The following is a 14,017-nucleotide window of genomic DNA, read 5'->3' as shown; positions in this document are numbered from 1 at the left end:
CATGACGCAAGGTGTGTTACTGGTACGTGCAGAACAAGATCACAGCCCGCTTGAAATAGCGTTGCGTGAACGTGGGTTCAGCGTATACAAGCATAGTCTAGTGAACGTACATAGTGTTAAACAAGACGTAGCACCCTTGGTTGCTGAAAACTGGGACGGCATTGTGGTAGTTAGCCCGAATGCAGCTAGGTGCATGCATGAGCTGTGCGAGAGTTCACATTGGCCAACAGCGCGAAGAGGGTTGTTTACCGTAGGTCCTGGAACGGCAAAAACGCTCGCAGAATACGTTGCAAGTCCAGTTTCTTGGCCTTCTAAAGGGCACGACTCAGAGTCACTGCTAGGATTGAGTGACTTTAAAGAAGTGAAAGGCGAACGCTGGTTAATTATTACTGGAAAGAATGGTCGACGCCACATTGAGGATACCCTAACAGAACGCGGTGCGCAGGTTACTGTTGCTGAAGTTTATGAGCGCATTCCTAAGTTGTCGAAAGAAGCCCAAGTCGCCACAGAAGTATTTAACCAAGTTCAACGCGTTGCTATAACCAGTCGCGAACAAGCGTCGTTGCTGTGTGCAACGTTAGGCGAACAGAAAGCCCACGAATGGGCCCGTTCTTGCCATTGGGTGGTTCCTAGCGAGAGAGTTATGGAACCTTTGAAGTCTTTAGACATCCCAAGAAAGAACATACATTTTGCAAAAAGTGCAGTAGTTGAAGACGTTGTTGCTACAATGACTTCTATAAAAAATGAGAAACTGAAACCGACTGCAGACCATGCCGACGAGGAACCCGCATTGAATACCAAAGAAAACCCAACAACAGACGCCAAAGCTTCTGCCAAAGTTAGTATTTGGGCGGTGTTAATGTTTATCGTGCTGTTCTTGTGTGTGGGCACTCTGGCTGCCGGCGGCTGGTGGCTATGGAAGCAACAAGACCTGATCCAAGCTAAGAACCAGGAAGAAATAGCGCAAGTAAGAAATACTTTAAGCGAAGCACAACGCCGAGATGCTAATTTTGAAGCGCGCCTTGAAGCGCGCTTGCAAGACCAAGTGAGTGGCGACTTAGAGCAAATGGCGTCGGAGCAAGCATCTGAGTTTACTCGTTTGCAAGATATGCAAGAAGCGCAGTCTGCCCGTATTCGTGAACAAATGGCGCAACAAGACCGTGAATTAGCGCGACTAAGCCAGCGCCTGCGCGAAACTGAAGAGCGCAACAGCCACCAATGGCTTGCCCATGAAGCTTACGACCGCATCGTTTCTGCAACACAGCGTCTTGCGATAGATGGCAGCCCTGATATCGCCATTCAGCTTCTGCAACAGGCAGACGAATTATTGGCGGAAGAAGCAGATCGCTTTCAAACCATTCGTATGCAGTTAGAGCGAGACATTGAATATTTGCAGAGCTTACCGCGTTTAGACTTGTCTGGAACGATTGTTACGCTGCAAACCCTACAGCAGCAAATTTCTGAGCTACCGCTTCGTTCTACCAGCTTTGGCGATGAAGAAGTTGCCGAAGAAGAAGTAACAAGCGACATTTCAAATTGGCGTTCCAATCTGGCAAATGCTTGGCAAGCATTCAGTGACGATCTGATTCGTATTCAGAAAACCTCTGACTTACCGGTGCGCTTAGACCAAGAGCAGCGGTTAAGCTTGAATAGCCGACTAGAAATGCAGTTACAGCTTGCACAGCAAGCAGCTGTTCGCGGTGACCAAACGCTATTCGACACTGCCATAAACGAAAGCTTTCAACTGATCAGCGAATACTTCGACATTGAAGTGCCAGAAACCGAAAACGTTTTGGCAATTTTGTCGTCGCTGAAAGAAGTTTCCGTACAAACCGACTACCCCAGCTCGCTGCTTTCACGAGCTATGTTACGCGAATATATCAGTGCACTAGAGTCTGCACCTGTTCGCGCTGAGGAGTAAGTTGTGCGAAAAAGCTTAATTCTTATTGTCGTTCTCATTCTTGGCTTAGTGCTGGCTCCTCTTTGGATGGGGCACACCGGCTACGTGCTCATTGAAGTTGGTGGCTATACCGTCGAAACAAGCCTAGTAGTTGCTACTGCTTCGCTGCTTTTGCTTTGGTTATTCGTGATTATTGTTTGGGGCATTGTTACTCGACTGTTTGCGGGCCAACTGTGGACAAGAAAATGGCTGAAAAACAGACGTGAAACGAAGGCAATAACTCAGCTTCGTGCTGCTCTTAATGCGTGGTTTAATCGAGACTATCAAAGCGCAGCGGAACTTGCAGACAAGAGTAAACTCGACCACCCCGACCCGCAATTAGCATTCTCATTAGCCGCGGCAGCTTATGGTGAGCATGGTGACTTAGACAGCCAAAGAAGAATGCTTACAGAAGCAAGAGTCGCCGGCTTTGACGACGAAAACTTAGAAATATTGCAGTTACTGAATACGCAAGACGCCGATGAAGCATTGTCGCTTGCGAAATCATTATCTACACGTCGTAAGTTAACACCTGCATTGTGGCGAGCTATTGCCGAGCAACTTACACGCTTTGCTCACTGGCATACTTTGCGAGGGTTTTTACCTAAAATTGAAGCTAGTCACGCACTAACGGAAAGTCGCCTGCACAAAGTTAAACGACTTTGTTACCAAGCGTATTTCAGGCAGTCGAGTGATAGCGGGAAGCTACAAGAGCTATGGAAAGGGCTTGACCGTAAGTCGCGCAAGTCTGCGGCTATTCGTATCGCTTATATCGAAGTATTAGTGGCTAAAGGTTTATTTCAAATTGCTGCGAAAGTAGCGGCAGCGGGCTTACAGAAGCAAATTTTGAAACTTCATGAAGTATTAACCCTTTCTCCTGAAACCTGGGCGGGCGACGAGAGCATTCAAGACTATGCTGCGCAAGCCGTGAAAGACAAACCAAAAGACCCCGACACATTGCTACTTTACGCTGCAACTAGATACCTGCAAAAGGAATATACCTTAGCTGAAAATGCGCTACGTGAAGCGCTGGCCATCCGTCCCGAACAATATGGTTTCAAGTTGTTAGGTGAATCATTGTTAGCAGCTAACCAACCACAGCTTGCACTAGAGGCATTTAGAAAGGCTAGCGGCACTCGCTAAGTAGGTGTCTATGAGTAGAAATGGCAAGAGGATCTTGCAGGCATTGAGTGTCACGCTTTTCGCGATGACACTTAATGTAATTACGCCAGCTTCTGCTCAAACTGCTCGGACAGACACAGAGCAAACCGCTCCTATGCAAATGGTTGTAAACATTGAGGGTGTAGACGGAGAAATACTGACTAACGTTCATCAACTTCTCAGTATTTACCAATACCACCAACAGCAAGCCCCCGGCGTAAGCAGAATTCGTTTTTTGCACCGACGCGCAGAACGTGAGATAGGTAGCGCACTCGCTCCATTTGGTTACTATCAATTCGACCTTACATCTTCCCTACAAGAGCAAGAACAGCAGTGGGTCGCTCAGTACCAAATCACTCTAAATCAGCGTATCCCCGTGGGTAATATCGACGTTCGAATTCTTGGCCCTGGCGCGAATGATCCGCTGTTTAACAACCTGATACAGCAACTCCCACTAAGCACCGGTACACCATTGCGGCATCAAGATTATGAAGACGCCAAGAACCAGATTCGACGTATAGCTTCTGAACACGGTTACTATCAAGCGCGCTACGACACTAATGAATTACGCGTTAACTTAGATGACTATCAAGCGCATATTGTATTGCACCTACAAACGGGTGAACGTTATCGATATGGCAGAGTTCAGATTAGCGAAGGACACTTAGACGAAGATGTTATGCAGCGGTTTGTGGCATTTCGCGAGGGCGACTTCATTGACTCTACTGAGCTTCTAGAATTACAACTCGGGCTTTCCGACAGCGACTATTTTAGTCGTGTGGAAGTGCAGCCTTTATGGAATGAAGCCACAGAACAAAACCGCGTTCCGGTACGCATTGATTATGAACCCAACAAACGTACTTACTATCAATTTGGTTTAGGCTACGGAACTGACACAGGACCGCGCGCGAGTTTCGAACAGAACCGTCGCTGGGTGAATTCTAGAGGGCACCGATTAAACGGACAAATACAAGCTTCAGAAAACCGCTCAAGCGTGGGCGCAGGTTATATTATTCCTGGGGAAAAGCCACAAACCGACCAATATGTGATTCGTACCCTGTGGACCGATGAAAATACCGATAATGCAGAGTTTGAGCGATTAAGCTTTGGTTTAAGTTGGCAGCGCCAGCTTGACCGCTCGCAACGTATATTCGCGATTGACTGGCAAGACGAACGAGACTCGCTAGACGGTATAATTCGTAAAACCCAATATTTAATTCCCAGTGCACAGTGGACACGCACTCACACCGACAACCGATTAGATGTGGACGAAGGTTTTAGAACTTCACTAACGTTACGCGGCGCAACTGAAGCCATACTCTCCGACTCGGACTTTCTTCAGCTGTTGGTTTCGGCAAAGTGGGTAACCACCTTTCACGAGCATACCCGGCTATTACTAAGAAGTGAGCTGGGAACCTCCGCAACTTCAGACTTCGACCAAGTACCAACCTCATTGCGATTTTATGCCGGTGGCGACCGAAGTGTGCGCGGTTATGCATACCGAGCAATAGGCCCGCGCAATGACTTAAACGAAGTAGAGGGTGGACGACATTTAGTAGTGGCAAGTGCAGAAATTGACTATGAGTTTCGTCCGAAGTGGAGACTTGCCGCCTTTATTGATGCGGGTAACGCTTTCAACGATATTTCGGATTCTATGAAAGTGGGTGTGGGATTCGGTGTACGTTGGCAAACGCCTATAGGACCGATTCGGTTCGACTTGGCTTCAGGGTTAGACGATCCGGGCGACTCATTACGCTTACACTTAGTGATAGGGCCCGACTTATGAGACGCTTTATTCGGGTTACTCGCTATTTCCTTTACTCACTGCTTGGTGTGGTGATTACTTTATTACTCATGCTGAGTACCGAGATCGGCAGCAGGGGTATTGTATTTGTCGCCAATCACACCTTTTCCTCTTTTGCCCATATCGAGCGAATCGACGGAGCTTTGCTTCGAGACTTTCAGCTGCACGAAGTCACGCTAAGCGCAGCTGACACAACAGCTCGTGCCGATTTTATAGCGATACGGTGGCGCCCTTGGCAACTTTTAAAAAAGGAACTCCATATTCGAGCCTTCGAGTCTCGCGGCTTGCAAATAACGACGGGACCCTCTGACAGCACGAATGCAGAGTTTGCTCTTCCCGAAATTTATAGCCCTTTGCGTATTCGGCTCGACCGCTTTCATTTGGTAAACAATGTTGTATTGAGTTCTGCACCGCAACAAGAAGAGCAGGTTATTGTCAGCACAAAGCAAATTACTGGCAGGCTCAGACTGAATGAATCGGCGTTAACGCTAAATAATTTATACATTGACCACGAACTCGGCTGGTTGCGGGTAACGGGCAACGCTGATTTAGCAGGTCAATATCCGCTTGCCTTAGAAACCCAGTTTAAGCTTCATGAACTCTCCTTTATTGAGCAAAACCATGACCCCGATAGCCTAGAATCAAAGTCTGAGCAGTCTGAAATAAATGGACACGCTGACTTCGAGGGAGAGCTTTTGGGTGCTCTAGTGGCAGACATTAGAACTGCGGGGCCAATCGCTCTGAGCGCGGACGGTCGAGTGCAGGAAGTTCTGACTCCAAATTTCAACTGGCAAATGGACATAGAAGCGCATCTGCAACATTTTACTGCATTTCAGCAATATACAGACGCAATCACACTCCAATTTTCCGGAGAAGGAGACAGCAACAGCGCAGACGGTGAGCTTTTAGGTACAACCACATTAATAGAGTACGGGTTGGTTACATTGAATGCAGAAGGCTTTTTTAGCGAGCACCGCGCCGCATTAGAAACTCTGTCTATCCGCGCCAGCGAATTTGGAGTTGCTTTCGACCTTAATGGTGAAGGAAATTTAAGCGAGTCGGAAATACAAGCCGATATGCGCGGTACATTGTATTATCAAGACTTGCCAGAAATCGGAATCGATATTAATTGGCTGGGCAATAGCACCGAAGTTTCTCAGTTAAATATCGAAGCCTCTAGTGAGCTCGGGGAAGTAAATGTTGCCGGTCAAGCCACCTGGAAACCTCAGCTAACTTGGCAATTAACCACCAATACTCGTGAACTTTACCTAGAGAAGCTATTTGCTCCGGCAAGTAAGTATCTAGAACGATTGCCGGACGACTGGAGTGACGACTTTCGTGTTTCCGGTAGCATTTCTACTGAAGGAAGCTGGACTGCTTCCGACCAGTTTGACGTTGAATTAGTTACCGACCAGTTGGTCGTGAATGCCGGTACACGCAGCATTGCTACGGAATTAAATCTAGAAGCCCACGACCAACAGCTCAAAATAAATCAAGCAATCGCGAGAGCGGGAGATAGCCGAGTGGAGATAGGTGGCTCGGTTGGATTTGAATCTATCGACTTGAACACGTCTATATACAGCCCTGATTTGAATCAATTACATCCCTCTCTTTCGGGGCGTTTGCAATTAGAGAGTCAAATACAAGGTGCTACTAGGCAGCCTGAGATTCATATCGATGCCCAAGGCGACTATGTAGCTTGGCAAGAGTACTCGGTAGCAACCGTATCTTCTAATTTAACGCTAGACCTAGGCTTTCGAAGCTTACCTGCGGGCGAACTTTCACTATTAGGTGTGCAAGGAATCCAACAATATATTCTACCCAACGAAACACAAACCTCGCCTTTTGATGTCACTTTTAATACGCGGAACGCCGAGCAATACCAACTAAATATGAAGATTGCCAATGAAGTTATGGAAATTTCCGGGGGCTTCGAAGGCACAGGTAATGTTCGAGACTTCACAGGTAAAACTTCGGAGTTTCTAGTTAAACTTCCAGACATCGGTATTTGGCATGCCAGCCCCTCCGAATTTCGTTGGCAATTACCTAACGATGGTCAGCCTTCATTTAGCTCAAGTTATTTATGTTTGGTTAAAAACACCCGAGAAGCTTCGGTATGTGGTGACGTATTATGGAGTGAAGCAGAACAAGAAGTGAACGTAGATGTTCGCAATGTGGGCCTCTATGTTTTATCACCTTGGCTTCCTCCAACGGTGAGAGCAGACGGCTTTTTCAGTGTTTTTGGCCACTACAAGGCACTAAATAATGATGTCGACTATCAGCTAACCGGGCAAACCAGTGATATTTCTGTAAGTATGCCTGAACAAGACATTCAACTTTGGTTTGACCAAGGTGAAGTACTTCGTATTGAGGGCAATCGTGATGTATTGGAAGCTTCTTTTGACATTCACGCAAGTGACGTAGAAGGCCAAGTTTCTGGTCAAGCACAAATTAATGACCCGTTTGGAAGCCAACGACTCAGCAGCAATGTACGTTTGGCTTTTGAAGATTTGCAGGTAGTTAGTCTTGTGATTCCACAGCTGCAAAGTGTAACCGGACAACTTCGTGGTGGATTTAGGTTACAAGGGGATCTTAAGCGCCCTCAAGTAAGTGGCATTCTGAATCTAAGTGAGGCGAGTGCAGAAATACCTGAAGTTGGTATTCGATTGGAGCAATTAAGCGCAAGAGTGTCGTCTCCAGCGGGAGGACAAGAGCCGTTTACGTTACGAGCGAATGCTGTTTCTGGCGGTGGAGACATAGATATTACAGGGAGCTACACGCTAGAAACTCGTTCGGGGTCTTTACATGTTGAAGGACAAAACTTTGAGGCAGCAAGAACTCGAGACCTCCACCTCTTCGTAAGTCCAAACCTAGACTTTACAGTGAGCGAAGAAGGACTCAACCTTACCGGCGCATTAACTATCCCAAGTGCCCAAATTTCACCACCCGATTTCGATACCGTTTATCGTTCTTCACCTGATACCGTTATTGTGCACAACGAGGATCGGGTTTGGGAAAACGCTTCTAGTTTGCCTTATACCGTTGATGTTCAGGTGACTTTAGGTGAGCAGGTTAATGTTTCCGCCTATGGATTTGAAGGGCGCATTACCGGTGGGTTAAGAATTATTGAGCAGCCCAACCAAGAAACCAGTGCAGTAGGTAACATTAATGTGGCTACGGGCCAATACGAACTTTACGGTCAACAACTTAACGTTGAAAGGGGTACTTTAGTTTATAGCGGCGGCGCGGTAAGCAACCCAGGACTAGACTTGCGCGTGTCTAGACAATTTGAAACCGAGCAAACTACGGTAGGCGCAAGAGTAGGTGGAACCCTGCGAACTCCGCGTTTAAACCTATTCTCAACGCCACAAATGCAAGACGCAGAGATCTTGTCTTATTTAGTACTCGGTCGTGGCTTTTCCCAAGAGTCGGCGGAAGACCAAAACTTATTCTTACAAGCGAGTTTAGCGCTAGGCTTACAAGGCGGTAACCTGATCGGAGAACGCTTGAGTGACACTATCGGCGTAGACGAAATACTGCTAGACGGCGGTGACACAATAGAGAGCACGGCCTTGTATATCGGCAAACAAATTTCACCTAGGTTATACGTACGCTATGGGGTTGGATTAGTAGAGCCGGTAAGCACGTTCTTTATACGTTATCGATTAACCGACTACTTAAGCTTTGAAACACAAACCGGCACCCTGGGGTCGGGTGCCGACTTATTCTATACCATCGAAAAATAATATTATTCGGCTACGCCAATAACGCCGCAAAGCAATCTAGAACCTGCAGCTCCAGTAGGTTGTGAGTTCATATCGTCTTGACCGGCATGAACAACAACTGCGCGACCTAAAATTGAATTTTCACCCACCATGGCCAGCTTAGTGTCCACCGCTTCATGGTGAACCATACCGCTGTCCATTGAGGTTACATTGCCAAGATCACCAACGTGCCGAGCGTCATACCCTGGGCCACCGTGAGGAAGTCCTTCAGGGTTAAAGTGTCCACCTGCAGACGTGCCGTTGGCCGCACTACAGTCACCGAATTGATGAACGTGGAAACCATGGTCGCTGTTAGGCTCTAAACCTTCGATGTGCGCCATGATATGGATGCCGTCATCGGACTTTTGAAACGTAACATAGCCTGAAAGGCCTTCGTTACCTTCAGTTGGAGCTAAGTAAGCAACAGCTTTTTCTGGGCCGTCAAAAACAACTTCGGCGGGATGGTTTACTGCGCCTCCACAAGCAGAAAGCGCAGTAACTAATAGTGCAGAACTTAAAATACGGAATGTCATAACTAACCTCCTTAAAGCTATAAGTGACGTTAGTATAACACCCCGAAATTTAAAGGTAATTAAACCAAGCTAATTGAAATTGGTTGTTGGCGAACACGCGCACGCTTCAATTTGTTCAACACATCGCTTGGCATACCTTTTGGCAGCTGCACGGTTGTGTGTTGGTCGAACAAACGAATTTCACCAATGTAGCGTGAGTCCATATTAGCTTCGTTCGCGATAGCTCCAACCACATCACCAGGACGTGCACCATGGTTTTTACCCACAGCTAAACGATATGTATCAAATTCGATGTTCGCGTCGCGACGAGGCTTGCGCTTGCCGTCTTTACCACGTCCTTCATTTCGCGCGTCGCGATTACCACCACGCTTGTCAAAACGTGCACCTCGGTCATTACGATCACGTGGGCTACGCTCATTTCTATCGTGTTTTGGAACTGGCTTGTCTTTAACAATTAACGGACGCTGTTTTTGGAACTCGAACAACAATGCCGCCGCTAGCGTTTCGATGCTCTGCTCAGAGCTCTCAGCCAATTGGTTAAGCAATGAAGTCATCGTGTCCATGTCTTGCGACTCGATAACACTTTTCAGCACGTTTTCACATTGGGTTAAACGGTGCTTCGTTAACTCACGACCACGCGGAATGTCGACTAATTCAATACGGCCATTCGTCGCTTTTTCGTAGCGCTTAAGCATGTACATTTCACGCGGGCGAACGAACGAAATCGATTCGCCTGAGCGACCCGCACGGCCTGTACGACCAATACGGTGAACATAAGATTCAGCGTCTTGTGGAAGGTCGTAGTTAATAACGTGTGTAACGCCTTGAACGTCTAAGCCACGCGCAACTACGTCTGTCGCTACAAGAATACGCACTTTACCCGCTTTTAATTCAGAAACCGTTGCTTCACGCTGTTCTTGGTTCATATCACCATTCAAACCAGCAGCAGCAAAACCACGGTCGCGAAGGAAGCTGGCAAGCGTTAACGTATCTTGGCGAGTACGCACGAAAATGAGCGCTAATTCATAACCAGACGTTTCTAGAATTCTTTCCAAGCCGTCATTTTTTGTTAAGCCTTGAACTTTCCATGCTTTCTGCGCAATGTTCGCTTTGTTTTCTTTAGTTGACGCAATTTTTACGTGCGTAGGTTCGCGTAAGAAACGGTTCGCGATTTTACGAATTTGTGGAGGCATAGTTGCAGAGAACAAGCAGCGTTGAGCACCTTCCGGAACCTGTTCCATAATCCATTCGATATCGTCCAAGAAGCCCATGTTAAGCATTTCGTCGGCTTCATCTAGCACTGCAACACGAATATTTTCAGTGCCCATAGTACCCTTGCGCAAGTGGTCCATCATACGACCTGGCGTACCCACAACAACGTGTGCACCTTGCTTTAGGTTTTTAATTTGTGGACCATACGCAGCACCACCATACACGGTAGCAACGCGCAAACCACGAATATATTTAGACATTGCTTCTAGCTGCTCTGCAACCTGAATAGCAAGTTCACGCGTAGGGGCTACTACGATCATTTGCGTAGCGTTCAATTTCGGGTCGATGTGGCTTAATCCAGGCAAGCCAAATGCAGCTGTTTTACCCGTACCGGTTTGTGCTTCACCTAAAACGTCTTGGCTATCCAATAACGCTGGGATTGATTGCGCTTGTATAGGAGTAGCTTTGTCAAAACCCATTTCTGAAATGGCGCGAAGGATTGGCTCTGGCAATGCCAAAGAAGAAAAACTATTTAATTCAGACATATTTGTCCCACTTACTAATACCGCATGCGCGGCTATAAAATAAATCAGACTCGGTAAGCAGGCGCGCAAGCGAGATACGCTTGAGCGGATTCACGAAACCAAGGCTGGGCAACGGCACTTCTAAAAGTGCTTCGACAACTGCCCCTAAAACCCTGTTTCTCAGAAGAGCGAAATACCATTTCGCTTTAGTCGCTGTCAGGCTGATAAATGCCTGCAAGATAGGGGATCACTGTCATTTTTCTTGCTCTCTCATTGAGCAAGGCGCGCATACTAACACGTTGAAAACTATTTTGTTGTTGTTTGTTTGTTGGTTTTTCAATCAATTTGATTGTTCAGGAGCAAAAATCGTTCGAAAAGTAAGATTAATTCTTCCGTCATGAACACGTTTCCTCTGTGGTAGTTGGTGCTCCCAGAAATGTTGGGAAGTTCCACCCATAATAAGTAAGCTACCGTGCCCAAGGTTTATTGTTTCGCGCTGCTTTGTTTCAACATGTCTTAAGTGAAAGTCTCTACTCGCGCCAAATGACAGACTAATAACAATTGGGTTGCGACCCAATTCTGGCTCGTTATCGCGATGCCAGCCCATTTTGTCGTTGCCGTCACGATACCAGTTTCCAAGCATCACGTTCGGATAAAGCTGTATCTCAGCCAGCTTAGCGCGGATTTGATTCAAAGCAGGGGTCCAAGGTTGTGGATCTAATGCTTTTCCAGAGTAGGCGTATCCTAATCCGGGATCGCCATGGAAAGCCTGTAAACGAGGCGTTTTATGCCACTTCCCAAATACCAAAACGTCACCTTGATGCCAAGCAAGTTCAGCCTTCAGACATGAATACAAATCGTCGGCCGTACCTTGATCAAGCCAGTTGGATATATATTGAATATCCGCATCAACTAAATTCAGTTTCAATCCAACTGGCTCCGTTTGTTACCTGCAAATGATTAGGAAGCAACCTTAAACTGCTGTACTTGGCTCTTCAAGTCTTGCGCAAGTTTCGACAAGTCGTGACTCGCAGAAGCACATTCATTCGCACCGGTTACCACTTCAGAAATGCTTTCTGATAACTCGTTCACACTACGTGTAACGTCATTAGCAACAGATGACTGTTCTTCAGTTGCAGTGGAAATCTGAACATTGACCTCTACAACTTGCTCTACCGAGTCGGTTACTTTTCTAAAGGCTACACCGGTATCTTTAGACAAGTTTACACTTTCACTAGCTTGATCTGACGATACGTTCATCGCTTCGACTGCCTCTTGAGCACCTCGGCGTAACCTATCCGTAGTATCTTGAATCGTTTCAGTCGACTGTTTGGTATTTTGAGCCAAGTTCCTTACTTCGTCTGCCACCACTGCGAAACCGCGGCCTTGCTCACCGGCACGAGCAGCCTCGATAGCTGCATTAAGCGCAAGTAAGTTTGTTTGTTCCGCGATACCTTGAATAACATCCATAACTTTCGCAATTTCTTCAGTGCGTTCATCGAGTATTTTAAGCCGTTCTGAAGAACCGAGTATAGTTTCACTGAGGGTATCCATTGAGGCCATGTTCTCGTCGATTTTTCCACGCCCAATTTTAGCCTGACGATCCGCGTCTTCAGTAGACTGCATCGCAGACTGTGCGCTATTGGCAACTTCCTCAATTGCCGCAGCCATTTCAGTAATCGCTGTGGCTATTTGCGTTGTTTGCGCTTCTTGATCTCTGGCTATAGTCGAAACTTCCTCGCTAACCGAGCTTAATTCCTCCGAAGAAGAAGCAAGGTGATCGGTCGCGCCTTTCACCGAAATAATAATTTCTTCAAAGTTTTCTAGCATGCCGTTGAATCGGTGCGCGAGTAGTGAAATTTCGTTCTTGCCACGTACCGGTGCACGAAGATTAAGATCCGATTCCTTAACAACACGGGTCATCACGTCACCGATGTCGTCTAATGGCTTTTGCACAGATCGGAAAACCACCATAGCGACAGTGAGAGAAACCAGAAGAGCCAGCACCGAAGCGATAATAAACCAGGTTTGGCTCTGCCTATATTCAGCTGCAGCTGCCTCAAACGAAACAAGAGCTTCATCGTCCTGTAAGTCAATCAAATCGCGAATAGCTTGTGCGAAAGGACTAAAACCCTGAATTAATTCCTCTGTGAACTCTGTTCCAGATTTTGAGATAAGTGTCGCGTTGGCTGCTTCATTAAAGAGGCTGTCTCTAGTGCTTCGCAATAGCTGTATTTCATCAGACAATTCATTGACTATATCTTGCTCAATATCAGTAAGCTCACCAGAAGTGTACGCCTCCCACTCTCGTGAAGCGTTTTCTTCAGCGGTGTTCAATGTACTCTCAAGATCGGAAAAGGAAATATTTCCGTTACGGTATTCATTTAAGGCATTTACAGTACGGATGGCATACGCGTCTTGAACAATTTGTAGTCCGCGAATGCTTTTTAAGTCGTTGTAAATTTCATCTGAAGATTGGTTGAGTAGCCTCATACCACCCAGCGACATAAGTACAACCGCTAGCATAAATACGAGTGGCAGTCCGACCAATACAATCATGCGCATTTTGACAGAGAAGCGATCAAGCATGGTTGTTACCCTTTAATTGAAAGTGGTAACGCTTAAGTATAGATCATCCTCGCTAACCCCCAAGTTTGGTGTTTTGTACGGGCTAGTTTTGCTTAACCATTACCGTGCAGACCGCACAGCGGTCCGTACGAACGTAGCTCTATACAAGATAGGTACTCAATGCGCCTGGCTTGTGCTCTGACTTTATAATCTTGTGGAGTAAAAGCCGTTAAAGCGAGCACAGCTCGCTAGGCTTTTACGCGAGGCATGGACGCCGAGCCGGGGGATGCTACATGGGTAAAAACCGCCCGAAGCGAGCACAGCTCGTTTAGGTTTTTACGCGAGGCATGAACGCCGAGCCGGGGGATGCTACATGGGTAAAAACCGCCCGAAGCGAGCACAGCTCGTTTAGGTTTTTACGCGAGGCATGAACGCCGAGCCGGGGGATGCTACATGGGTAAAAACCGCCCGAAGCGAGCACAGCTCGTTTAGGTTTTTACGCGAGGCATGGA

General features: G+C 46.9%; 9 protein-coding genes. 4 read left to right on the top strand and 5 right to left on the bottom strand.

Annotation, left to right across the window (positions count from 1 at the left end; genetic code table 11):
- Nucleotide 1 precedes the first annotated feature (1 nt).
- Genes EYQ95_RS09445 through EYQ95_RS09430 form a run of 4 tightly spaced genes read left to right on the top strand, consistent with a single transcriptional unit; the run spans nt 2 to nt 8,650 of the window.
- A complete protein-coding gene (locus tag EYQ95_RS09445; RefSeq protein WP_111915982.1) occupies nt 2-1,921 on the top strand; it encodes a uroporphyrinogen-III C-methyltransferase in 1,920 nt (639 codons plus the stop codon).
- Between the two features lie 3 nt (nt 1,922-1,924).
- Complete coding sequence (locus EYQ95_RS09440; protein ID WP_111915983.1) at nt 1,925-3,082, top strand: heme biosynthesis HemY N-terminal domain-containing protein; 1,158 nt, start codon at nt 1,925-1,927, stop codon at nt 3,080-3,082.
- A 10-nt stretch (nt 3,083-3,092) separates the two neighbouring features.
- Nucleotides 3,093-4,886, top strand: a complete 1,794-nt coding sequence (locus EYQ95_RS09435; RefSeq protein ID WP_111915984.1) for an autotransporter assembly complex family protein — start codon at nt 3,093-3,095, stop codon at nt 4,884-4,886.
- Nucleotides 4,883-8,650, top strand: a complete 3,768-nt coding sequence (locus tag EYQ95_RS09430; RefSeq protein WP_111915985.1) for a translocation/assembly module TamB domain-containing protein — start codon at nt 4,883-4,885, stop codon at nt 8,648-8,650. The genes EYQ95_RS09435 and EYQ95_RS09430 overlap by 4 nt, the downstream gene beginning before the upstream one ends.
- 2 nt (nt 8,651-8,652) lie before the next feature.
- Here EYQ95_RS09430 and EYQ95_RS09425 read toward each other — a convergent pair whose 3' ends face one another.
- The 5 genes from EYQ95_RS09425 to EYQ95_RS09405 form a co-directional block, all read right to left on the bottom strand.
- Nucleotides 8,653-9,201, bottom strand: coding sequence for a superoxide dismutase family protein (locus EYQ95_RS09425; protein WP_111915986.1), 549 nt, complete (start codon nt 9,199-9,201; stop codon nt 8,653-8,655).
- Between the two features lie 59 nt (nt 9,202-9,260).
- Nucleotides 9,261-10,958 (bottom strand): DEAD/DEAH box helicase, encoded by a 1,698-nt coding sequence (locus EYQ95_RS09420; protein ID WP_111915987.1) that lies wholly within the window; start codon nt 10,956-10,958, stop codon nt 9,261-9,263.
- A complete protein-coding gene (locus EYQ95_RS09415) occupies nt 10,951-11,175 on the bottom strand; it encodes a hypothetical protein (protein WP_132327480.1) in 225 nt (74 codons plus the stop codon). Before EYQ95_RS09415 ends, EYQ95_RS09420 begins: the two co-directional genes overlap by 8 nt.
- A 102-nt stretch (nt 11,176-11,277) precedes the next feature.
- Nucleotides 11,278-11,865: an alpha-ketoglutarate-dependent dioxygenase AlkB gene (locus EYQ95_RS09410; protein ID WP_207801108.1), complete on the bottom strand. Its 588-nt coding sequence runs from the start codon at nt 11,863-11,865 to the stop codon at nt 11,278-11,280.
- 32 nt (nt 11,866-11,897) lie between these two features.
- Nucleotides 11,898-13,526 (bottom strand): methyl-accepting chemotaxis protein, encoded by a 1,629-nt coding sequence (locus EYQ95_RS09405; RefSeq protein WP_111915988.1) that lies wholly within the window; start codon nt 13,524-13,526, stop codon nt 11,898-11,900.
- Between the last annotated feature and the right edge of the window lie 491 nt (nt 13,527-14,017).

The organism is Lysobacter sp. N42, from assembly GCF_004344885.1.
This window is presented reverse-complemented; position numbering and strand designations above follow the sequence as displayed.